The sequence below is a fragment of the Streptococcus sp. M334 genome (assembly GCF_000187745.1).
Lineage (GTDB): Bacteria > Bacillota > Bacilli > Lactobacillales > Streptococcaceae > Streptococcus.
The window spans coordinates 329,524-352,095 of the sequence record NZ_GL732486.1 but is presented as its reverse complement, the minus strand read 5'-3'; the positions used below and the strand labels follow the sequence as shown (position 1 = coordinate 352,095).

24 protein-coding genes are annotated in these 22,572 nt (G+C 39.5%); 3 read left to right on the top strand and 21 right to left on the bottom strand.

Annotation, left to right across the window (positions count from 1 at the left end):
- Positions 1-22: 22 nt before the first annotated feature.
- The 21 genes from lpdA to HMPREF0851_RS06205 form a co-directional block, all read right to left on the bottom strand.
- Positions 23-1,726, bottom strand: a complete 1,704-nt coding sequence (gene lpdA, locus HMPREF0851_RS06300; RefSeq protein ID WP_001162898.1) for a dihydrolipoyl dehydrogenase — start codon at positions 1,724-1,726, stop codon at positions 23-25.
- A gap of 45 nt (positions 1,727-1,771) precedes the next feature.
- Positions 1,772-2,815, bottom strand: a complete 1,044-nt coding sequence (locus tag HMPREF0851_RS06295) for a dihydrolipoamide acetyltransferase (protein WP_000752717.1) — start codon at positions 2,813-2,815, stop codon at positions 1,772-1,774.
- A gap of 671 nt (positions 2,816-3,486) precedes the next feature.
- Complete coding sequence (locus HMPREF0851_RS06290; protein ID WP_000448714.1) at positions 3,487-4,479, bottom strand: alpha-ketoacid dehydrogenase subunit beta; 993 nt, start codon at positions 4,477-4,479, stop codon at positions 3,487-3,489.
- A 15-nt stretch (positions 4,480-4,494) separates the two neighbouring features.
- Positions 4,495-5,463 carry a thiamine pyrophosphate-dependent dehydrogenase E1 component subunit alpha gene (locus tag HMPREF0851_RS06285; protein WP_000105356.1) on the bottom strand — a complete coding sequence of 323 codons (969 nt, stop codon included), beginning with the start codon at positions 5,461-5,463 and terminating at the stop codon, positions 4,495-4,497.
- A gap of 154 nt (positions 5,464-5,617) precedes the next feature.
- The gene (gene pdrM / locus HMPREF0851_RS06280) at positions 5,618-6,979 is read right to left on the bottom strand and encodes a sodium-coupled multidrug efflux MATE transporter PdrM (RefSeq protein ID WP_000278517.1); all 1,362 of its coding nucleotides are present in this window, start codon (positions 6,977-6,979) and stop codon (positions 5,618-5,620) included.
- 10 nt (positions 6,980-6,989) lie between these two features.
- Positions 6,990-7,250, bottom strand: a complete 261-nt coding sequence (locus tag HMPREF0851_RS06275; protein ID WP_001105926.1) for a hypothetical protein — start codon at positions 7,248-7,250, stop codon at positions 6,990-6,992.
- 13 nt (positions 7,251-7,263) lie between these two features.
- Positions 7,264-8,532 (bottom strand): dihydroorotase, encoded by a 1,269-nt coding sequence (locus HMPREF0851_RS06270; protein ID WP_000924518.1) that lies wholly within the window; start codon positions 8,530-8,532, stop codon positions 7,264-7,266.
- 12 nt (positions 8,533-8,544) lie between these two features.
- Positions 8,545-9,009 carry an NUDIX hydrolase gene (locus tag HMPREF0851_RS06265; protein WP_001135784.1) on the bottom strand — a complete coding sequence of 155 codons (465 nt, stop codon included), beginning with the start codon at positions 9,007-9,009 and terminating at the stop codon, positions 8,545-8,547.
- 9 nt (positions 9,010-9,018) lie between these two features.
- Complete coding sequence (locus tag HMPREF0851_RS06260; protein ID WP_000401324.1) at positions 9,019-9,672, bottom strand: uracil-DNA glycosylase; 654 nt, start codon at positions 9,670-9,672, stop codon at positions 9,019-9,021.
- A gap of 61 nt (positions 9,673-9,733) precedes the next feature.
- Positions 9,734-10,426: a YjjG family noncanonical pyrimidine nucleotidase gene (locus HMPREF0851_RS06255; protein ID WP_000120622.1), complete on the bottom strand. Its 693-nt coding sequence runs from the start codon at positions 10,424-10,426 to the stop codon at positions 9,734-9,736.
- A 119-nt stretch (positions 10,427-10,545) separates the two neighbouring features.
- Positions 10,546-10,758, bottom strand: a complete 213-nt coding sequence (locus HMPREF0851_RS16405) for a hypothetical protein (RefSeq protein ID WP_009014185.1) — start codon at positions 10,756-10,758, stop codon at positions 10,546-10,548.
- A 48-nt stretch (positions 10,759-10,806) separates the two neighbouring features.
- Positions 10,807-11,019, bottom strand: a complete 213-nt coding sequence (locus HMPREF0851_RS16400; RefSeq protein ID WP_042764040.1) for a hypothetical protein — start codon at positions 11,017-11,019, stop codon at positions 10,807-10,809.
- A gap of 112 nt (positions 11,020-11,131) precedes the next feature.
- Positions 11,132-11,311 carry a hypothetical protein gene (locus HMPREF0851_RS16750; RefSeq protein WP_000475581.1) on the bottom strand — a complete coding sequence of 60 codons (180 nt, stop codon included), beginning with the start codon at positions 11,309-11,311 and terminating at the stop codon, positions 11,132-11,134.
- A 149-nt stretch (positions 11,312-11,460) separates the two neighbouring features.
- Entirely contained in the window at positions 11,461-12,192 is a 732-nt protein-coding gene (locus tag HMPREF0851_RS06240; RefSeq protein WP_000096331.1) for a hypothetical protein, read from the bottom strand.
- A 536-nt stretch (positions 12,193-12,728) separates the two neighbouring features.
- On the bottom strand, positions 12,729-13,271 hold the full coding sequence (locus HMPREF0851_RS06235) for a ClbS/DfsB family four-helix bundle protein (RefSeq protein WP_009014184.1): 543 nt from the start codon (positions 13,269-13,271) through the stop codon (positions 12,729-12,731).
- 102 nt (positions 13,272-13,373) lie between these two features.
- A complete protein-coding gene (locus tag HMPREF0851_RS06230) occupies positions 13,374-13,784 on the bottom strand; it encodes a hypothetical protein (protein WP_000603933.1) in 411 nt (136 codons plus the stop codon).
- Positions 13,759-14,670 (bottom strand): phosphodiester glycosidase family protein, encoded by a 912-nt coding sequence (locus HMPREF0851_RS06225; RefSeq protein ID WP_000667757.1) that lies wholly within the window; start codon positions 14,668-14,670, stop codon positions 13,759-13,761. Before HMPREF0851_RS06225 ends, HMPREF0851_RS06230 begins: the two co-directional genes overlap by 26 nt.
- Positions 14,667-15,710 (bottom strand): bifunctional glycosyltransferase family 2/GtrA family protein, encoded by a 1,044-nt coding sequence (locus HMPREF0851_RS06220; RefSeq protein WP_001108591.1) that lies wholly within the window; start codon positions 15,708-15,710, stop codon positions 14,667-14,669. The genes HMPREF0851_RS06225 and HMPREF0851_RS06220 overlap by 4 nt, the downstream gene beginning before the upstream one ends.
- Positions 15,711-15,897: 187 nt before the next feature.
- Complete coding sequence (locus tag HMPREF0851_RS06215) at positions 15,898-16,392, bottom strand: YkgJ family cysteine cluster protein (protein WP_000031485.1); 495 nt, start codon at positions 16,390-16,392, stop codon at positions 15,898-15,900.
- Between the two features lie 132 nt (positions 16,393-16,524).
- A complete protein-coding gene (ptsP, locus tag HMPREF0851_RS06210; protein WP_000138149.1) occupies positions 16,525-18,258 on the bottom strand; it encodes a phosphoenolpyruvate--protein phosphotransferase in 1,734 nt (577 codons plus the stop codon).
- Between the two features lie 5 nt (positions 18,259-18,263).
- A complete protein-coding gene (locus HMPREF0851_RS06205) occupies positions 18,264-18,527 on the bottom strand; it encodes a phosphocarrier protein HPr (protein WP_000146947.1) in 264 nt (87 codons plus the stop codon).
- 350 nt (positions 18,528-18,877) lie between these two features.
- On the opposite strand from HMPREF0851_RS06205, the gene nrdH reads away from it, so the two are divergent.
- The 3 genes from nrdH to nrdF all read left to right on the top strand — a co-directional run bounded on the left by nrdH (position 18,878) and on the right by nrdF (position 22,493).
- A complete protein-coding gene (gene nrdH, locus HMPREF0851_RS06200; protein ID WP_000259240.1) occupies positions 18,878-19,096 on the top strand; it encodes a glutaredoxin-like protein NrdH in 219 nt (72 codons plus the stop codon).
- A gap of 80 nt (positions 19,097-19,176) precedes the next feature.
- Positions 19,177-21,336 (top strand): class 1b ribonucleoside-diphosphate reductase subunit alpha, encoded by a 2,160-nt coding sequence (gene nrdE / locus HMPREF0851_RS06195; protein ID WP_000523263.1) that lies wholly within the window; start codon positions 19,177-19,179, stop codon positions 21,334-21,336.
- Between the two features lie 194 nt (positions 21,337-21,530).
- Positions 21,531-22,493, top strand: a complete 963-nt coding sequence (gene nrdF / locus HMPREF0851_RS06190) for a class 1b ribonucleoside-diphosphate reductase subunit beta (protein WP_000451365.1) — start codon at positions 21,531-21,533, stop codon at positions 22,491-22,493.
- Positions 22,494-22,572 lie beyond the last annotated feature (79 nt).

Sequence of the window (22,572 nt, the reverse complement as noted above, 5' to 3'; positions counted from 1 at the left end):
TCCAGTCTAATCTATCTTTCTTTTATTTTTTCTTAGGTGAATGGATGGCCATTCCTAGAACATCCGCAAATGCTTCATACATCACTTCAGAGTAGGTTGGATGTCCGTGGATGGTCTTCAGCATTTCTTCAACAGTAATTTCCATTTCGATAATGCTTGACGCCTCATTGATCAATTCTGCAGCTGCAGGACCGATAATATGAACACCAAGAATTTCTCCGTATTTCTTATCTGCAATAACTTTAACGAAACCTTGAGCAGCATCCGATGCAATAGCACGACCGTTGGCTGCAAAGTTGAATTTTCCGATGGCAACATCGTATTTCGCACGGGCTTGTTCTTCTGTGAGACCTACTGCTGCTACTTCTGGAAGTGTGTAGATAGCTGCAGGAGTCAAATTCAACTTGGCAACAGCATGATTTCCTTTAAGAGCATTTTCTGCGGCAACTTCTCCCATACGGAAGGCTGCGTGAGCCAACATCTTAGTACCGTTGATGTCACCTGGTGCGTAAATTCCTGGAACTGAAGTTTCCATGTATTCGTTGACCTTGATACGACCACGATCCAATTCAAACTCAACCTCTCCAATACCTTCAAGGTCTGGCACACGACCAATTGAAAGAAGGGCTTTACTTGCGATAATATCGTCTTTTCCTTCAACCTTGATACGAAGTTGACCATTTTCCTCAATGATTTCTTGCAATTTAGTACCAGTCAAGATAGTCATACCTTTGCGTTCAAGAATCAAGCGAAGGTTCTTAGAAACTTCCGCATCCATAGCTGGTACGATACGGTCCATCATTTCAATAACAGTCACTTTTGAACCAAATGTCATGAAGGCCTGCCCGAGTTCGATACCGACAACACCACCACCGATGATAACAAGACTTTCTGGAACTTCGTTCATTTCAAGGATGTCATCACTAGTCATCACAAGAGATGATTCCATACCAGGGACGTTAATCTTGCTGACTTTTGAACCACCAGCAAGGATGATTTTCTTGGTTTCAAGAAATTCAGAACCATTTACCAAGACATTCTTGTCCTTAGTGATCGTACCAATTCCTTTATGAACAGTAACTCCGTAGCTACGAAGAAGACCAGCAACTCCACCAACCAAGGTATTAACAACCTTAGACTTGGTTTCAAGGAGTTTGTCCATATCTACAGTGAAGTTTGGATTTTCGATTACGATACCACGGTTTGCAGCATGACCGATGTTTTCGATAATTTCAGCGTTGTGAAGATAGGTCTTGGTTGGGATACATCCACGATTCAAGCAGGTTCCACCAAGTTCAGATTTCTCAACAAGGGCAACCTTACCGCCGAGTTGGGCAGCTTTAATGGCTGCAACATAACCAGCAGGACCTCCACCAATCACAACAATATCAAAGGCATCATCGCTTTTACCATCATCATTTGAAGCACTTGCTGTAGGTGCTGGACTAGCTTCTGGCGCTACTGCTCCAGCTGTTGGGATGTTTTCCCCTTCTTCACCAAGATAACCAATAACTTCCGTTACAGGGACAGTTTCGCCATCTCCTTTTAGGATAGCGATCAAGTAACCGTCTTCTTCGGCTTCCAATTCCATACTGACTTTGTCAGTCATAATTTCCAAAAGGATTTCTCCTTCTTTTACAAATTCTCCGACTTTTTTATTCCATTGGACGATTTGTCCTTCTGTCATATCCACGCCGGCTTTTGGCATAATTACTTCTAAGGCCATGTCTTCCTTCCTTTTTCTATATCTTAAAAATGAATATTCTTGCTCTTAAATCAACATTGAGATTGGATTTTCAATCAATTCTTTCAAATCTTTCATAAACTTAGCTCCAGCCATACCATCTACGACACGGTGGTCAATGGTTAATCCTAGGCTCATGATAGGGCGAATCACAATTTCACCATTGACGACAACTGGCTTCTCAATTGTCGAACTCACACCAAGGATAGCTGAGTTTGGTTGGTTAATGATAGGACCAAAGGACTGAACGCCAAACATTCCCAAGTTACTGATTGTAAATGTTGAATTTTGCAGTTCACTTGGAGCCAATTTACCATCCAAGGTACGACCAATGACGTCTTTGAAGGCTACGACTAGCTCTGAAAGAGTCATCTTTTCAGCATTGTAAACAACTGGTGTCATCAATCCATTATCCATCCCAACTGCCATGGCAAGGTTGACATAGTTGTGAGTGATAATGGTCTTGCCATCTTCTGTCAATGAGGCGTTGATGTAAGGGTGTTTCATAAGAGTTTTAACAACTGCAAGTGAAAGAAGGTCTGTTACAGTAGTCTTCTTCCCAGTTGCTTCCATGATTGGCTCCAGAACCTTCTTACGAAGTGCCAACATTTCAGTCATATCAACTTCATAGTTGAGCGTGAAGGTTGGTGCAGTTAGGTAAGATTCAACCATACGTTGGGCAATAACCTTACGCATTGGTGTCATTGGAATACGCTCAATTTCACCGTATGGTGTTACATTATCAGGAACTTCTTCCACTTTTTCGATCTGAGCAGGAGACTTGATGGTATCGTTTTCGATATTTTCAGGAAGCAAGGCCAAAACGTCCTTCTTCATAATCTTACCACGATGACCCGTTCCTTGGATTTCCTGCCAAGCAATATTATGTTCGAGGGCAATTCGTTTTGCAAGTGGCGAAATGCGAACCACGTTTGTGTCTTTATAAGTTTCCACGTCTTCTTTGTGGACACGACCGTTTGCACCTGAGCCAGAAACGTCGTAGAGGTTGATCCCTAAATCATCCGCTAACTTTCTAGCTGCAGGAGTCGCTCTTAGCTTGTCATCAGCCATGACCTCTCCAATTCTATTATAAGATACTAAGGGCGTCAAAAGTCAAAGTGAAAATAGGAAACTTGACGAAGAAACTTTAGTTTCTAGGAAAGTTTATCTTTTTCACACAGACTTTAGCCCGAGTTCAATTTTATGATACTAAGGGCGTTAAAAGCGACTGAAAAATAGGAAATCTACGCAGGCTTCGATGAAGTCAAGGAGATTTATCTTTTTTCCGAGCTTTTAGCCCGTGTTCGAATATAAGATATTAAGGACGCAGAGGGCAATGAAAAATAGGAGATTGACGATGTGTTCGATGAACACAAGGAAATCTATCTTTTTTTCGCAGACCTCCGTCCGAATTCAATTAAATGATACTAAGGGCGTCAAAAGTCAAAGTGAAAATAGGAAACTTGATGAAGAAACTTTAGTTTCTAGGAAAGTTTATCTTTTTCACACAGACTTTAGCCCGAGTTCAACTCTACAAGCAGCTTGGATACAACACATATCTCAAGTTGTTACGGTTGCTGCTATCAAGCGGCCAACCTAGTAGACTTACTAAGTCGTTCGTCGAATAACATCGATTCGACTCCCTCCTGTCGCAACTCTTCAAATCATTTGAATACAAAACATATCTCAAGTTACTAAAGTTAAAAACTCAAATTATTTTACATAATTTATCTTATGTAACTCTATTCTTTGTTATAAGTTTTACGAATGGCATCTTTGATGCTTTCAACTGTTGGAATCATTGCATTTTCTAGGTTTTGTGCGTAAGGCATTGGCACATCTTCTCCTGCGCAACGGCGGATTGGTGCATCTAGATAGTCAAATGCTTCTGATTCTGAAATGATAGCTGAAATCTCTCCGATATAGCCACTTGTTTTGTGGGCGTCGTTGACCAGAACAACCTTACCAGTCTTCTTAACTGAGTTAATGATGATATCCTTATCAAGAGGAACAAGGGTACGTGGGTCCACGATTTCAACAGAAATTCCTTCTTCTGCCAATTCTTCAGCAGCTTGAACCACACGACGAAGCATTTTTCCATAGGTAACAACTGTTACATCCGTACCTTCACGTTTGATTTCTCCAACTCCAAGTGGAATTGTGTAGTCTGGATCAACTGGCACTTCCCCTTTTTGGTTAAATTCTGACTTGTACTCAAGAATAATAACTGGGTTGTTATCACGGATAGAGGACTTAAGCAGTCCTTTCATGTCCGCAGGCGTACCTGGTGCCACAACCTTAAGACCAGGAATATGAGTAAACCAAGACTCTAGAGATTGTGAGTGCTGGGCTGCAGATCCAACTCCATTACCAGCTGCACACCGAACAGTCATTGGGACCTGACCCTTACCACCAAACATATAACGTGTTTTAGCAGCTTGGTTAACGATATTGTCCATGGCAATAACTGAGAAATCCATGAAAGTCATATCAACGATTGGACGAAGTCCTGTCATGGCTGCTCCTGCTGCTGCTCCAGAGATGGCAGCTTCAGAAATCGGACAGTCACGAACACGTTCTGGGCCAAATTCTTCAAGCATTCCGACAGAAGTACCGAAGTCTCCTCCAAAGACACCGACATCTTCTCCCATCAAGAACACATTTTCATCGCGACGCATTTCCTCAGACATAGCAAGGATAATGGTGTCACGGAAGGACATTGTTTTTGTTTCCATTTTATCTCTTTCTCCTTAGTCTGCGTAAATATCTTCAAATGCTGATTCAAGCGGTGGAAATGGACTTTCTTCTGCAAATTTAACAGAAGCTTCTACTGCTTCCTTGACTTGCGCTTGGATTTCTTCCAATTCTTCAGCACTTGCAATAGTATTTTCAATGAGGTACTTGCGAAGGTTTTCGATTGGGTCTTTTTGTTTCCACAATTCCACTTCTTCACGCGTACGATATTTACCAGGGTCAGATGATGAGTGACCAAGCCAGCGATAAGTAACACTTTCAATCAAGACTGGACCATTGCCACTGCGAACATGATCTACGGCTTTCTTGAACCCTTCATAGACATCGATGACATTGTTACCGTCTTCGATGAACATTCCAGGAATTCCATATGCAGCGCTACGTTGGTGGATATGTTCTACATTAGTCATTTTCTTAATATCCGCAGAGATACCATAACCGTTGTTAATGCAATAAAAAATGACTGGCAGGTTCCAGATAGAAGCCATGTTTACTGCTTCGTGGAAAACACCTTCGTTGGTCGCACCATCTCCAAAGAAGCAGACAACGATTTTTCCAGTATGTTGCATTTGCTGACTGAGGGCTGCACCGACAGCGATCCCCATACCACCACCTACGATACCATTGGCACCAAGGTTACCAGCATCAAGGTCGGCGATATGCATAGAACCACCTTTACCTTTACAGGTTCCAGTGTATTTACCAAGGATTTCAGCCATCATTCCGTTGAGGTCAATTCCTTTTGCAATAGCTTGTCCGTGACCACGGTGGTTTGAGGTAATTAGGTCATCTGGGTTGAGAGCCAACATAGCACCCACGTTAGCTGCCTCTTCTCCAACAGAAAAGTGCGTCATTCCGGGCACTTTCCCTTTCTTTACTAATTGTGCAATTTTTAAGTCCATACGACGGATTTCTTCCATCTTTCGGAACATTTCTAGCAAAAGATTTTTATCTAAAGTTGACATCTTCTTGCCTTTCTAACTTTCTTCTTACCTTACTATTTTACCGTTTTTGGTAAGTACTGTCAAAGTTTTTCTAAAGAAAATTTCACAAATTAAAAAAGAAAATCCCATAGGAATAAGGGATTTTCTTGTTAAGAATATTTTTTCACAAACTTTTTTATCTTTTAGATTTTGCTAAAGATTCAAATCTCTTCATAATCACAGTTAGACGCCAACGGTAGAGAGCCCCGCTCACGATTAGACTAATAATCAAACCAATCCAGTAAGAATAAGCTCCAAAATCTGTTAGAGAGTCGAATACCATAGCTACTGGGAGTGTCACCCCCCAGTAACCAACCAAACCAAGGTAAAAAGGAATAACTGTATCCTTATAACCCCGCAAAATTCCCTGAAGGGGTGCCGCAAAGGTATCTGCTAACTGGAAGAAAAGACTATAAGTCAAAAAACGCGCTGTCAAATCGATAAATTCTGGGTCGTTACCATAAAGATTGGCCACATTTTCCCTAAAAATGTAAAGGAAAGATAAGGTGAAGCCTGCAAAAATAAGTGCTGTCCATCTTCCTAGAACAATATAGGTTTTCGCATCATCAAATCGCTTGGCTCCCACTTCATAGGAAACGACAATAGCCATAGCAGATGAGATACTCATAGGAAAGGCGTACATAAGACTTGAAAAGTTCATAGCTGACTGGTGACTAGCGATAATCAAGGATGAGAACTTAGCCATAATCAAACCAACCACGGAAAAGATAGCCACTTCCGCGAAGACAGTTCCCCCAATAGGCAGACCTAAGCGAACCCCTTCCTTAATTCTATCCATATTAAGTGGAATTCGTTTCTCAAGATGTAGGGCTTTGAGCTTCTCCTGTTTAAATAAAACTAGAACAGAAATCCCCAGCAAAACCCAATAAGCCAATGAAGTACCTAAACCAGAACCAGCACCTCCCAGTTCTGGAACACCAAAGGCTCCGAAAATCAAGAGATAATTAAATCCACTATTGAGAGGAAGCAACAAAAGCATGAGATACATGGACAGCTTGGTCAACCCCAGCGAATCCAGCAAGGAGCGAATGACACTAAAGAGCAACAGGGGGATAATGCCGATAGATAAAAAGCAAAGATAGCGAACCGCTACTGCCGCCACTGGAGCTTCTAGTCCAATATGATTCAAGATTGGTGGTGCCAGGAAAAGTACCATCCCCAGCAAGACCACAGATAGACCCAAGGCAAGATAAATGAACTGGTAAAAATCAGACGCCACTTCTTCCTTTTTACCTCGACCAAGATGGTGACCAATGATAGGCACCAAGGCTGATACAATCCCTGTTAGGAATGTAAAGAAAGGATTCCAGATACTGGTTGCCATAGACACACCAGCTAGGTCGATAGTGCTGTATTGACCTGTCATAGTCGTATCAACAAAGGAGGCAGAATAATTGGCAAATTGATAAATCAGGATAGGGAAGAAAATTTTTAAAAATAATACTAACTTCTCTTGTAAACACTTTGTCTTATACATACTTCTCTTTCTATTCTGATTTATCTAAACCAAAGAGTTTCAGACCATAGTTTTTCAAACTTAGCGGAGGGTTATTAGATTTTGAAGTAGTATGCCAACACGCACATGTACGACAATAATAGCTTCTAACTAAACCTCCATTATCATATTGAACCGCATGGTCAGCTTTTTCTTTAGTTTCATATTGAATTTTAGAACGATTAGCTGCGGGACAGTAAATGCCGCTATTAGATTTTGCTTGTCTCTCCCTACGTTTTCGAAAATAATTCATATTCCAACTCCTATCAAGCTTGATAGACGATTTGTCCTTTACAGATGGTATATTTAACCTGCCCTTTTAAGCTTTCACCAATGAATGGTGAATTAGCTGCTTTGGAAGCAAAATGGGAGTCCACAAGGCGGTCAGCCTTAGCATCAAAAATAGTGATGTCCGCTGGACCATTCTCAGCCAAGTAACCTGCTTCAAAGTTATAAAGCTTGGCTGGGTTGTATGTCATCTTTTCAAGTAATTCCATCAAGCTTAACTCCCCAGCTTCGACCAAATAAGTCAATCCGAGGGAAAGAGATGTTTCTAAGCCAGTCATACCAGACGGCGCCTTGGTAATATCCTCGACATTTTTTTCATCCGCATGGTGAGGCGCGTGGTCAGTTGCGATAACTGTGATGACGCCTGATTTGAGACCTTCGATAACGGCACGACGGTCTGATTCCAAACGAAGTGGTGGATTCATCTTTGCATTGCTACCTTGTGTCAAAAGAAGTGTTTCTGTCTTAGAGAAATGCTGTGGCGCTACTTCTGCTGTGACTTGCGCACCCAATCTCTGAGCAAACTCAACTACTTTAACACTTTCTTCCTTAGACAAATGCTGGATGTGAACATGGGCCTTAGTTGCATAGGCAATCATGACATCACGCGCCATCATAGCGTACTCAGCGACCCCAGTAGCACCGCAAATATGGAAATGTTCTTTAGCAATATTTTCATTAAATCCAAGAATACCGTTCAATCCTGGATCTTCCTCATGAAGACTAATAAAGGTGTTGAGTTTTTTGGCTTCCTCCATGGCTTCCTTGACCACTTTACTGCTTTCAAGCGGAATACCGTCATCTGAAAAACCAACCGCACCTGCTTCTAAGAGTGCCTTAAAGTCTGTCAAGTCTTTCCCATTAAAATTCTTAGTAATGGTCGCAACTGTTTTGACATTAATCTTTTCTTTGGCAGCTGACTGAAGAACTTCTTGCAAAGTCTCCACGTCTGAAATGGTTGGACTAGTATTAGCCATCATAACAACAGTTGTAAAACCACCTGCAGCGGCTGCTAGGGCACCAGTATGGATGTCTTCCTTGTGGGTCTGACCAGGTTCACGGAAATGAACATGAATATCAACCAAGCCAGGAGCAACTACAAGACCACTAGCATCAATCAGTTCTGATCCTTCTTCTTTAATCTCAGGCGCAATTTTGACAATTTTCCCATCTTGGACCAAGACATCACATACTTGATCCAAACCAGATTTGGGATCCATTACACGACCATTTTTGATTAGTAGCATCTGCTTTCTCCTTTATTCATAAAAATCAACTTGGGTATCCAACAATTTATCCCCATCATAAACAAACTTGGCTGAAAAGAAGGGTTTATCTTCTAAAAGCCACCCAACAAAGGTATGGTCACCTTCCCAAGTCGGCTTACTCAAAACCTCGTCATAGGGAACCCATTCCAGCGTTCCCTCGTTGCAGTCAATCAAGTCCCCCTCAAACTCCGTCACTTTAAAAACATAGGTGTACCAGTCTAGATCTGGCGTGAATTCAGGAAAAGTGATGACACCTTTTAGAACTGGCTTAGCTTTGAGCCCTGTTTCTTCGAGGATTTCACGCACCGCGCATTCCTGAGGCGTCTCACCTCGCTCTAACTTACCACCCACACCAATCCATTTGCCTTCATGGACATCATTGGGTTTCTTATTACGGTGGAGCATGAGCAGTTCTTTCCCATTATCAATGTAGCAAATTGTCGCTAACTGAGGCATATTTTCTCCTTATCTAAGCCAATCGATTGGCTCTTGTCCTGTCTCTTTTAAGAATGTATTGGTCTTGGAAAAAGGCTTGGAACCCCAAAATCCTCTATAAACCGACAAAGGACTGGGATGGGCTGATTCGATAACCAAGTGGTGAGGATTGGTAACTAAGGCCTTCTTCTTGCGTGCATAGGCTCCCCAGAGTACAAAAACAACTGGTCTATCTAGATGATTGACCACCTGAATCACAGCATCCGTAAAGGGCTCCCATATCTGCCCAGCATGACCATTGGCCTGTCCAGCCGGAACCGTCAAACAAGCATTAAGAAGCAAGACTCCTTGCTCAGCCCAAGCCGTCAAATCGTGTGATTTCTTAACTCCAAGATCATCTGACAATTCTTTCAAGATATTTTGCAAGGATGGTGGAGCTGGGATAGAGTCCGGTACAGAAAAACTCAAGCCCTGCGCTTGACCTGGCCCGTGATAGGGATCTTGCCCTAGAATCACCACCTTAACTTCTTCAAGCGGTGTTGTCAAGAGAGCCTGAAAAACCTTTTCCTTGGGCGGATAAATAGCCCCCTGAGAATAGACCTGCTCCATAAACTGATTGATTTTCCCGAAATAACCCTCAGGTAATTGCGCCTTAATCAAAGCATGCCAAGACGAGTGTTCCATAGCCAACTCCTTCGTTTTTACTGCCTCTATTATAGCAAAAAGTAGCTATCTAAACCACTTTTTACAGTTTATCTAAGCAATCCAGTAAATCTTGATAAGAATGGACTTCATAAGTCGGCTGGGCTTGTGTGTGATTTTCGAGGTGATGAGGATTGTACCAAATCGTGTCAATTCCCGCATTATTGCCACCTTGAATGTCAGCGGTTAGAGAATCTCCAATCATTAGGGCTTTTTCTTTGCTAAATCCTGTAATCTGTTGACCGATTTTTTCATAAAATAGAGCATCAGGCTTTTGTGTTTGTAGCTGTTCAGAGATAAAGATTTGATTGAAATAAGGTGCCAGACCAGATTGAGCCAAACGTCCCGTCTGAATAGCAGTAATGCCATTTGTCGCAGCATACAGCTCATAATCTCGCTCGATAAGGCTGTCTAAGAGTTCATGAGCACCCGATAGTGTTTGTCCCTGTTGGGCGAGGTAAAATTGGTAACGCTGGGCTAGAAAACTACCGTCTTTTTCCTGTCTAAAATGAGCAAATAAACGAGAAAAGCGCGTGTTAACCAGCTCTTGTTTACTGATTTTCTTTTGTTCCAAGTCCTTCCAGAGAGCCTTGTTCATAGGAACGTAATAGTCTTTATAGGCCTGAATATCTGTAACCCCTTCTTCTTTTAGAAGTTGCGTCAAAGCCACATCCTCAGCAGCATCAAAATCAAGAAGAGTGTGGTCAAGGTCGAAAAGTAGAAATTTGTAGGACAATTTGAGGTTTTCCTTTCTAAGATAAACAACTTTCACTTCAGCCAGTTGTTTAATGTAAAAACTTAAAAGCAGTATAATACCATAAAGAATAATAGTTCCAATTGATAAACTAACCCATACTATTCTAGTGAATGATAGAAAAATCTTCTATAAATTCGAGCAATAGTTAAAATACATACAAATATGACTCCCAAAATAGATAACACTATTTTCACAAAATTGATTTCAGAGCCTATTACATAGATATGAAAAAGAGGGGCTAGTCCTACACATAGAGACAATAGATAACTACTAAATCTTATCTCACCAATTCCTGCAAAAAAATGTTTCATTTTAAATATCCCAATTTTACCTTTGATCTTTATAATCCACTAACAAATCTATTGGCTTCTCTTTTTTTTGAAAAATCTTGACAACAAATTTACTCCACTTAATGCTACTAAGACTTCAATGGGCAAAAAATAGTAATTCCATATCAAATGAGAAATCAGCAATGTTAGAAATAGTATACAATCAATATAACTATTCTGAAAATACTCTGTAATTACATAATACAGAAATACCACAACCATCAAAATTAAAACAACCATTATAATACTATCATCCTGTCCTTAATTTATTGTCACTTTTGCCATCCCATTCATCAATAGCATTAAAAATCCAATCAAGAAATGATTACCCACTCACTAACGCTATTTCCAAAATTTAATTTTTTGGGGGATTTAGTAACGCAATTCCAATTAGCAATACACCTAATATAAATAAAAGTATTTCCCAAAATTTATTCTCAGTTTTAATAAAAGGTATAAGATACATACTAACCAATATGGAACTTACCCCTAAAAGAGCAAAGACTACTCTGACTTTATCACTTAGTTTAAACATATTTAATTCCCCATAAAATAAGCAGTGGCTATGTTTACTGTAACATTTATCCCAAAAGAAAGAACTTCGTTTTTATCTCTTCGTTAGCTAGATAAGATATCCTTTCACTATTTAATTTTAAAGAAAACTAAGATGTAACCCTATTTATCTCACTTCTTATTTTTAAATAATTCATACTCTTTTTCTCTGATAAAGGGAAGTGAAAAATTAGAAAAAATTAGTAGAATTGAAAATAGATATCCATCTTTTTGCATTGCTAAAACATAGCCTAAAAATAAATAGACAATCAAATCTAGTACAAAAAGAAAAAATATCCTCCTTTTCATCATCTCACTTGAATTAAAGATTCTGTTTAATAGAATCTTTATCGTAGTATCTACACAAATTTTTATCAAAAAGATAAGAGTCAATACACGATTATCAACTGTACCATGAAGAATAAATGGAAATATAGTTAATATAAAACTAGAAATCTCTAAATATTTTATCCAAGGAGATTGAGACATCTTACTTTTAAACTGACTGATTTTCCTATACTCGCTAGCTAATCTAGTATCAAAATCTCTACCAATTTTATTAAAGATTAAGAACTCCAGGATAAAAATACTTATTAATACGATATAAGTAGAAACGTTTCCTGGGAAATATTTATTGATTAAAATTGGAAAACTAATTAACAGAATCGAGTTTATAGCCAAACAAATGGATACTATTTTATTCTTCACAGAGTATATAGGTAGCGATACTATTGAATAGAGAAACGCTAAAAAAATAAGCAAGAAATACTCAGTGCTGCTAATTAGCGGCGCCCTTAATGATAAAAATAGATAGGCACCCCACACGATGATATGCGCTTTACGAATTGACTCTAAACTACTCATCTACCTACTCCTAATATGCAAAGAGAATCCATTTTTAGCTTACATTCTCTTTCAAACAAGTCATAAGCATGTCATGATATTTCTTTCTTCTACATTAGGTAAAGTTGAAATACATTTTTTGCAAGTGAAAATATAATTGTTATTTAAAATCCCAAAAAGATCTATCCTTCTTCTAGACCTAAACCAAGTCAGATTAAAGATACAAATAGAATGATAAGGCTTTCTTTTACTTTAGACTACCATAAAACAAGGAATCTTTCAACAAAATTCATTGGTAAAACACTATCCTATACAATTGACAGCTCAAATCTTTCAGAATAGAACAATCCTAACTATCGAATGCTCTAACTTCATAAATATCCATGCAATTCTAGGTTTAGAATTCCTATAAACTAAATGTTTTGGCACTATTCTAAGTCATTGATTGCCTTAAATTTTAATTTTTGAAAGATTCTAAAGCTAGAATTTCTCAAAGACAAGGAAAAAAACTATTAGAAACTTAGAAAAATCTTTCCTAAATTTCACTGTTTCTTGAATTAATGAGACTTACAATTTTTCCGATGAACTTTGAGCTTTTTCGTAGCCCAATCATAGTGACTGGAAGTGCTACTGACAAAGTAGGAACCTAGACTTGTCCCTCCCGTCCACTTATAGACACCTTTGTTAAAGAGTTCATCATTGCTAAAAACTTCTATCAACTCTAAAACCTCTCTATGTGATTGTTCAAGGAGTCTAGTCGCTTCTTCTAAGGACGTTTTCTGGTGTTTCTTCCAAAAAGCGACATTCATTTCTCCATAGGTTTTCCAAGTATAAGGTTCAGGGAGAAAAGGTATCTCATTACCTTTTTGATTAGAATGTACCCAAGTTAAAAGTAATTGATGCCATTCATAAAGATGGATCAAAACATCCCGTAGATTTTTATCTCTTTTCCAGTGCGCTTCCTTTTTCTTTTGGTCTCTTAAAAAATCAAAAGGAGTCTGCAACTCTTCTTCACTTAGTTTAGAGATGAAGAGCTTGAGATTTTCATAATTCTCCTTAGAGGCTAATACTAGCTCCTCTTTTGTTTTCGGTCTAGGCACAGGAGTTCTCCCTTCATTTTCAAGTAGGTTGAGGTTTTTTCTTACTTCATTATACCACAGGCAAAAACTGGCTGTTCCTCTCAACAACCAGTTTCTTTATTTTTAAGTTAATTTCTTACTATTCTTCTTCTGAAGGAAAAGCGATACTATAGCCAGCAAAGCAAAGGCTATACCAACATACCAGTAGGGTTGATCTAGGGTCGTTGAACGACCTGATAGATTGACGATTCCGCGAAAAAGCATACCAGTTGTTAGAACGGCTACTGACGAGTTCCATAAGTTTAGACTGATTCGCCCTAAGTTTGGAATGATTTTCAGCAGTAATGCTAGAATGACGCCCCCTACTAGGGGGACTACAAAAAGATAGTGCATATGAAGGGAGGTTTCCCCAAAACTGAAAGACTCGTAGATACGGCTAAATACTAAAAAGAAAATAGTAAGAATACTATAGCCGACTAGCGTCTTTTGGAGGCGTTTGTTTTTATTTTTAGTAACCGATGTAGACAATATCACTCACCGCCCTTTCTGATATTTTGCTTCCACCTGTAGTCGGTTTATTGATTACATGACCATTAAAGTAGAGAGTTGAAGAACCTCCACCATCTAGGTTGTAGGCCGTCTTCACTCCGTAAGATTTCATCACTTCTGCCATCTGGTAAAGAGACAAGCCCTTGCTCTCCGAGGTACGACCATCTGAAACAACAATGATATAGTGGTTTTCATCGATAATTCCAATAGCTGTACGAGGATTTGAAGCCATAGCCTGACCAACTTCTGTATTGATACCGACAGAAATCTCACCATTTTCAACTAGAGACGGACCAAATGCCAGTAGATTAACTACACCATCTTGAACTAATTGGTCAGCTGAGATTTGGTTCTCATAAATGATTTTAAAAGAGCCATCCTTGTAAATGGCAAGGTCACCATTACTGGCGTCTTCACGGATACTATCCCGATAGACGACACCATTACGGATAACATAACCTGAGCTATTAGCTCCATAGTAGTCGCCATTGACAGCTAAAATAGCATTGTTTTCAGCTGCTGTCACAGAGGTTTTGGCTGTAACGTTGGTTCCATAGGAGTTTTGAGCTAGGGCTGTTTTCAGATAATCTGCAGAGCTCAAAGTCACATCCGCCACATAGATTTTCGTATCATTCACCGTCTTTTCAGTTAGATTGACACTAATACTCCCATCTGAATAGCTGGTATCCGTTACTTGGGCATTTGGGACTGCCTGACTTGCTACTTCTGTGTTAGATGTAGAACTGGTATTAGATACAGTGGAGATAGTCTCCGCTAGTACAAATGTCTTTAACATCGAATAGGTAAAGGAACTTGTCAGAAGCAAGCCAAAGACCGAGGCGTATAGATAAGCTTTCTTAAAAAATTTCATACTGGATAACAAGTCCTTTCTTTGAAAATAAATCGTGTCTGAACAGTCCAAGATACCACAAAGAGAAGCATTCCTACAAAAATTTTAGCCATGAATAAATTGATTCCGAAACCTGTATTAAAAAGGCTAATTAGGAGAGTATCTAAGAAAAAGAGAACAACAGACAAGGTTAAATAACCTGCACCTGTTTTTAAATTACTTGCTTTATTTTTAAATACCAATTTTTTATTAGTCGAAAAGTTGAAGATAGAGCTGGTCACACGAGCCAGCCCATTTGATAGGAGGAGGTGTAAACCTGATGGAATAAAGCTCAAGAAAAGAATAAAAAAAGCATAAACTAGATAATCTACGATAAAACTACTAAATGATGAAAGAGCGAATTTCAAAATGTTTTTGTAAATCATTAAACCATCTCGAATAGGTCGGAAGTGAGAAGCTTGATTGTCGTTTATATAGACTGTTTCAATAGGAACTTCCAAAATCGGATATTGTTTGCTGGCTTCCAATAGCATGTTCATTTCATACTCATAACGTTGTCCTTCCACTTCCATCATAAAAGGAATCAAGTCTGTCGTGAAAGCACGAAGTCCTGTCTGTGTGTCTGAAACTGCTACGCCTGTTTGGATTTTAAATAAGATACGTGTCAAGCTATTTCCAAAGCGACTACGCAAGAGAACCTTGCCAGTAAAAGCACGAACACCAAGAACCAGAGTGCTAGGATTTTCGTTGGCCTTGTTACTAGTGCGGAGTATGTCCCAAATCTTGTGTTGACCATCCGCATCTGCTGTAACGATAGTTCCAGGCATCTTGAGGGATTGAATGTAAACAAAAGCTGTTTTCAAAGCCTGCCCCTTACCTTGATTGACCTGATGACGAAGTACAGTCCCATAGTTTTCAGCCTGAGCAAATATTTCTTTACATTCAGGAGAACTACCATCATCAATCACAATGATAGAAAAATCACCCTTCTTGTGAATTTTTTCAATCAGTGTTAGCAAATTAAAATCAGGTTGATAAGCTGGAATAACTAAATAATTCATAGCTGTACCTCTTTCTTTTTGTTTGTATAAGTATACGTTCACTTGCTTAAAAAATCCTTATAACTACTTTTTTATAAAAATAAATTGATGATTTCTCAAAAATAGACCATAAAGAGAAAACTCCATAGAAATGATTTCTACAGAGTTAGAACAGTATCTTTATAATAATAAATAGGATAGTCAATCTCTATAACTTATCCTTTAATTTCTCAACAAAGAGATAGGCTGCTGGACAGGTCAAGGTATTCTTAATCGTTAGATGGTTGATTTGATGGATCTTTTTGCGATCTGTATGGGGGAACTCTCGACAGGCCTTTGGACGAACATCATAGATGGAACAGAGATTATCTCCTCCTAGAAAGGGGCAGGGCATGGATTTGAAAACCTTGTCCCCATCTTCATCTACCTGCAAAAACTCTGCTTCAAAAGCTGGTAATTTCATCTTAAAGTACTTAGCAATACGAGTGATGTCTGCTTCCTTGAAGTCAGGCCCCAATGTCTTGCAACAGTTAGCGCAAGCCGTACAATCAATCTCTGCAAAGACTTCTTGGTGTATCTGCTGGGCTAGCTTGTCTAGGTTTTTAGGAGGTTTTTTCTTTAGATTGGCTAAAACTTTTCGATGTTCCTTCTGCTTTTGCAAGGCTAGCTGATGGTAATACTCAATATCAATTTCTTTAGACATAGTTTCTCTCTTATTCTATTTGCTCCCCCTATTATATCACGCCTCTGACTCATTGAAAAGTGGACTTTATAAGACTATACTTTTCCAAAATGTAGCAAAAAACCTTGCAACTAGGTTACAAGGTTGATGACATTAATCAAAGTTAACGTATTCTTTTTGAAGTTCAAGAACTTCTTCCATTGTTGAACACTCTGTAAGGGCACGGTTTGCGTACTCTTCCATCTTAGCAGTGTCCAATTTCTTCATCAAGCTACGTGTACGAAGAACTGATGTTGCTGACATAGAGAACTCATCCAAGCCCATTCCGACAAGAAGTGGAACAGCTTTTTGGTCACCAGCCATCTCACCACACATACCAGCCCATTTACCTTCAGCGTGAGCTGCCTTGATAACGTTGTTGATCAAGCGAAGGATTGATGGGTTATATGGTTGGTAAAGGTATGAAACTTGCTCGTTCATACGGTCTGCTGCCATTGAGTATTGGATCAAGTCGTTTGTTCCAATTGACATGAAGTCTACTTCTTTTGCAAATTGGTCTGCAAGCATTGCTGCTGCAGGGATCTCAATCATGATACCAACTTGGATGTCATCCGCAACTGCAACACCTTCAGCAAGAAGGTTTGCTTTTTCTTCTTCATAAACTGCTTTGGCTGCACGGAATTCTTTCAAAAGGGCAACCATTGGGAACATGATACGCAATTGACCATGAACAGAAGCACGAAGAAGGGCACGGATTTGTGTACGGAACATTGCATCTCCAGTTTCAGAAATAGAGATACGAAGGGCACGGAATCCAAGGAATGGGTTCATTTCATGTGGCATATCGAAGTAAGGAAGTTCCTTATCTCCACCAATATCCATTGTACGAACAACCACTGGTTTACCATTCATTCCCTCAAGAACAGCTTTGTATGCTTCATACTGCTCGTCTTCTGTTGGGAAATCTTGAGAATCCATGTACAAGAATTCTGTACGGTAAAGTCCAACAGCTTCTGCACCGTTGTTGTTAACACCTTCAACGTCTTTTGGAGTACCGATGTTAGCAGCCAACTCGAAGTGTTTACCGTCAGCAGTCACTGTTTGAGCATCTTTCAAAAGTGCCCATTCAGCTTTTTGTTTAGCATAAGCTTCACCAGCTGCTTTAAATTCAGCCGCTTGTTCATCTGTTGGGTTGATAATGACTTCACCAGTAATTCCGTTAACGGCAAGGTTATCACCGTCTTTAACGATTTCAGTGATGTTATTTGTTCCCAATACAGCTGCAATTTCAAGTGTACGTGCCATGATAGCTGAGTGGCTTGTACGTCCACCGATATTTGTTACAAAAGCTTTTACAAAGTTTTTGTCCAATTGAGCTGTATCAGATGGTGTCAAGTCATGCGCAATCACAATTACTTCTTCGTTGATAGAAGCTGGGTTTGGCAATTTCTTACCAAGAAGGTTTGCCAATACACGTTTTGTCACGTCGCGAATATCCGCTGCACGTTCTTGCATGTATGGATTGTCTTCCATGCCTTCAAAGATAGTGATGAACATGTCAGTCACTTCTTTAAGACCTGCTTCTGCATTGACTTTCTTAGCACGGATTGTTTCTTTAATCTGACCAATCAATTCTGGGTCAGAAAGAACCATCAAATGAGCGTCAAAAACTTGAGCCGCTTCTTCACCAAGCGTACCTACAGCCTTCTCACGGATAAGAGAAAGCTCGTTTTGAGAAGCTTCAAGAGCTACATCCAAACGAGCCTCTTCTGCGTTTGTATCTTCGACTGAAACAGTCTCGAATGACAAATCCGGTTGAACGAGTAGATATGCTTTTGCAACTGCAACACCGTCAGATGCTGCGATTCCTTTAAGCATTTCTGTCATTTTCCTTATGCCAATCCTTCTTTTTCCATTGTTTCTGAGATTGCAGCGATAGCGTCATCTGCATCTGCACCTTCAGCTGAGATAGTTACATCAGCACCTTGGCCAACACCAAGACTCATAACACCCATGATTGATTTAAGGTTAACTGATTTACCTTTGTACTCAAGAGTGATATCTGAAGCAAATTTGCTAGCAGTTTGTACCAACAATGTTGCTGGACGTGCGTGAATACCTGTTTCTGCCACTACGTGGAAATCTTTAGAAGCCATAGTTTGACTCTCCTTTTGTTCTTTCTTTTTTGAGTTATATGTGATAACCCTTACAATTTGGTATTATATCATCTTCTAGGATTTTTTTCAAGCATTTTATGGGATTTATTCGATTTCCTTTCAGATAACTTGCTGAAAATCTTCTATCCTAGATGGCAAAACACAGGATATAGTTTTTCAAAAAACAACTTATAGGATAATTATCACTTTTTCACAAAACAAACACTATATATTGTGCTTTGTTTGGTTATCTATAAAAATAGACCACTATATTTAGTTTTAAATCATTGACAAAAATTTATTTTCTGATATACTAAGAAAGTAATCTATTTTGAAAGAGGAGTTACACAATGGTAACCGTTTATTCTAAAAACAACTGTGTCCAATGTAAAATGACCAAACGTTTCTTGGACAGTAATAATGTCGCTTATCGTGAAATCAATCTTGATGAGCAACCTGAGTACATCGATCAAGTTAAAGAGCTCGGTTTCAGCGCAGCTCCTGTTATCCAAACACCAACTGAAGTCTTTTCAGGTTTCCAACCAGGAAAATTGAAACAATTAGCATAATCTTAATACATCATCCAGAAGAAACTGCTTCTAGGGCTAACTTAGAAGCCTTTCTTTTGTAATTAGATAAGGGAAATTTTATGGGATTAAAACATCTTGAGGACGTGACTTACTTCCGTCTCAATAACGAAATCAACCGTCCTGTTAATGGACAAATCATGCTTCATAAAGATAAAGAAGCCTTGGATGCCTTCTTTAAAGAAAATGTAGTTCCAAACACTATGGTTTTTGATTCAATTACTGATAAAATCGACTACCTCATTGAACACGACTACATCGAAACAACCTTTATCAAGAAATACCGTCCAGAATTTTTGGAAGAAATGTCGCAATTTATTAAAGATCAAAACTTCCAATTCAAATCTTTCATGGCAGCTTATAAATTTTACAATCAGTACGCCTTGAAAACTAATGACGGTGAATACTATCTTGAAAGTATGGAGGACCGTGTCTTCTTTAACGCCCTTTATTTCGCTGATGGTGATGAAGCTGTTGCAATCGATATTGCCAATGAAATCATCCACCAACGCTACCAACCTGCTACTCCTTCCTTCTTGAATGCTGGACGTGCTCGTCGCGGGGAGTTAGTATCTTGCTTCCTAATCCAAGTAACGGATGATATGAACTCTATCGGACGTTCTATCAACTCAGCTCTTCAACTTTCACGTATCGGTGGTGGTGTGGGAATTACCCTCAGTAACCTTCGTGAAGCGGGCGCACCTATCAAAGGCTATGAAGGAGCAGCTTCTGGGGTCGTACCAGTTATGAAGCTTTTTGAGGACAGCTTCTCTTACTCTAACCAATTGGGTCAACGTCAAGGTGCAGGGGTTGTTTACCTCAACGTCTTTCATCCAGATATCATCGCTTTCCTTTCAACTAAGAAAGAAAACGCTGATGAAAAAGTTCGTGTAAAAACCCTTTCACTTGGTGTTGTGGTACCCGATAAATTCTACGAATTGGCTCGTAAAAATGAAGAAATGTACCTCTTCAGCCCATACTCTGTAGAGCTTGAATACGGTGTGCCATTTAACTACATCGATATTACTGAAAAATACGATGAACTAGTCGCAAATCCAAATATCCGCAAAACAAAAATCAAGGCGCGTGATTTGGAAACTGAAATCTCTAAATTGCAACAAGAGTCTGGCTACCCTTATGTAGTCAACATTGATACGGCTAACCGTGCAAATCCAGTTGATGGAAAAATTATCATGAGTAACTTGTGTTCTGAGATTCTTCAAGTCCAAGAACCAAGCTTGATCAACGACGCTCAAGAATTCCTTCAAATGGGAACGGACGTTTCATGTAACCTTGGTTCAACCAACGTCGTCAACATGATGACTTCACCTGACTTTGGTCGTTCTATCCGTGCTATGGTTCGTGCTTTAACTTTCGTTACAGATAGTTCGCACATCGTAGCTGTGCCAACTATTGACCATGGAAATAGCCAAGCTCACACCTTTGGTCTTGGTGCCATGGGACTTCACAGCTACCTTGCACAACAACTGATTGAATACGGGTCACCTGAGTCTGTTGAGTTTACAAGCATCTACTTTATGCTTATGAACTACTGGACTTTAGTTGAGTCAAACAATATTGCGCGTGAACGTGGTATCACCTTCCATAACTTTGAAAAATCAGACTATGCTAAGGGAAGCTACTTCGACAAGTATGTAACTGGCGAATTTGTTCCAAAATCAGACCGCGTTAAAGAACTCTTCAAAGATGTCTTTATTCCAAGTGCTGCTGACTGGGCTGAACTTCGCGACAAGGTTCAAGCAGATGGTCTTTACCACCAAAACCGCCTTGCTGTAGCGCCAAATGGTTCTATCAGCTATATCAACGACGTTTCTGCTTCTATCCACCCGATTACGCAACGTATCGAAGAACGTCAAGAAAAGAAAATCGGTAAAATCTACTATCCTGCTGCTGGCTTGTCAACAGAAACCATTCCTTACTACACTTCTGCTTACGATATGGATATGCGTAAGGTGATTGATGTTTACGCTGCTGCAACTGAGCACGTGGACCAAGGACTTTCACTCACCCTCTTCATGCGTAGTGACATTCCAAAAGGACTTTACGAATGGAAGAAAGAAAACAAACAAACGACACGTGACTTGTCAATCCTTCGTAACTATGCCTTTAACAAGGGAATCAAGTCTATCTACTACGTCCGTACTTTCACAGATGACGGTGGAGAAGTCGGTGCTAACCAATGTGAAAGCTGTGTGATTTAATCTTTGCTTGAGGAAACTACATTTTCTCAGATAAGTGATTCATTCACCCTGCTAAATTAAACTGGAATAAGCATCTATACTATGGAAAAACAAAAAAGTCGGGCTTCCGACTTTTTGTGCGATACTCCTCTAGAATTATGATAAAATAGAAATAATTGTGAGTTCGCAATATTAAACACAGAAAGAGATTTCAAATGGAAACTTACTACAAAGCCATTAACTGGAATGCCATCGAAGATGTCATCGACAAATCAACTTGGGAAAAACTGACGGAGCAATTCTGGCTTGATACACGTATTCCCTTGTCAAATGACCTAGACGACTGGAGAAAACTATCAAACAAGGAAAAAGACTTAGTTGGAAAAGTCTTTGGTGGTTTAACCCTTCTCGACACTATGCAATCTGAAACAGGGGTTCAAGCCCTTCGCGCAGACATCCGTACTCCACATGAAGAAGCTGTTTTTAATAACATCCAATTTATGGAATCTGTCCACGCTAAATCTTATTCATCAATCTTTTCTACCTTGAATACTAAGGCTGAGATTGAAGAAATTTTCGAATGGACCAATACCAATCCTTACCTACAAAAGAAGGCTGAGATTGTTAACGAAATCTACCTAAACGGTAGCCCACTTGAAAAGAAAGTAGCCAGCGTCTTCCTTGAAACCTTCCTCTTCTACTCAGGTTTCTTCACACCGCTCTACTATCTCGGTAACAACAAACTAGCTAACGTTGCGGAAATCATCAAACTGATTATTCGTGATGAGTCTGTTCACGGAACCTACATTGGTTACAAATTCCAACTTGGTTTCAATGAATTACCTGAAGAAGAGCAAGAAAAACTCAAAGAATGGATGTACGACCTGCTCTACACTCTCTACGAGAATGAAGAAGGTTACACAGAGAGCCTCTATGATGGTGTTGGTTGGACGGAAGAAGTCAAAACCTTCCTTCGCTACAATGCCAACAAGGCACTCATGAACCTGGGACAAGATCCACTCTTCCCAGACTCAGCAGATGATGTCAACCCAATCGTTATGAACGGTATTTCAACAGGAACTTCCAACCACGACTTCTTCTCTCAAGTCGGAAATGGTTACCTTCTTGGTGAAGTTGAAGCCATGCAAGACGATGACTACAACTACGGTTTGAACTAATTCATTTATCCCAGAACTGATAACAAATATCATGGCTTGTTTAAAACAACCATGATATTTTTGTTTTTGTTTTCTTTTG